The sequence below is a fragment of the Aquimarina litoralis genome (assembly GCF_039523995.1).
GTDB lineage: Bacteria > Bacteroidota > Bacteroidia > Flavobacteriales > Flavobacteriaceae > Aquimarina > Aquimarina litoralis.
Genome location: NZ_BAAAGE010000032.1, coordinates 1 through 628, shown reverse-complemented (window position 1 = coordinate 628; position 628 = coordinate 1). Strand labels below are relative to the sequence as shown.

Below are 628 nucleotides of genomic sequence, written 5' to 3'. Positions count from 1 at the left end.
CGTTGGCAACCATTAGAAAATTAAATTGGAAAAGAACGAATACATTGAATTTGAATTTAAAAACGAAGATAGATTTAAGGACTTCCTTAAAGTCTTCAAGTTAATTTCAAACTCAAAGAAAAGTGAGGACTACAAATCAGATGAATTCTGGTTTGGACAATTTCCTGATTATGCTTTGCAGAATTATTATTTTGCAGATTCTGACCTTAAACCTGAATTCTCAACAGCGGACTCTAATGATGGAACTTGGCATTTTTACTCAATGATCGAACATTTAGTTGAAAATCTCGATGTTGAATTATTGGGATGCAAAAAAATGGAGAACACAAAAGGACGTCTTAATTTTTATGCTCACGGATATCCATATGGAGGAATTACTGGAATGACTATGTTTCTAAACTCATTTGGCTTTAATGCTACTAAAATTGATGAAGGTGGCGGAATTTACAATGTGATATGGAAAAGTGAGACGGAATTTGAATTAAAAGAAATAAAAACGGTTGCCAACAATGGCTATAATTCATTGTGGCAGCGAGTAAAAAGAATATTTAATCAATAAATTTGGCTGATTTCATAAGCGGAATATTTCCTACGGAAAATTCCACAACGAAATCATAGCCGAAACGTT

General features: G+C 32.8%; 1 protein-coding gene. It reads left to right on the top strand.

Annotated elements, in window-relative coordinates; translation table 11 throughout:
• The first annotated feature begins 25 nt into the window (after positions 1 to 25).
• On the top strand, positions 26 to 559 hold the full coding sequence (locus ABD077_RS25160) for a hypothetical protein (protein ID WP_343914950.1): 534 nt from the start codon (positions 26 to 28) through the stop codon (positions 557 to 559).
• Positions 560 to 628 lie beyond the last annotated feature (69 nt).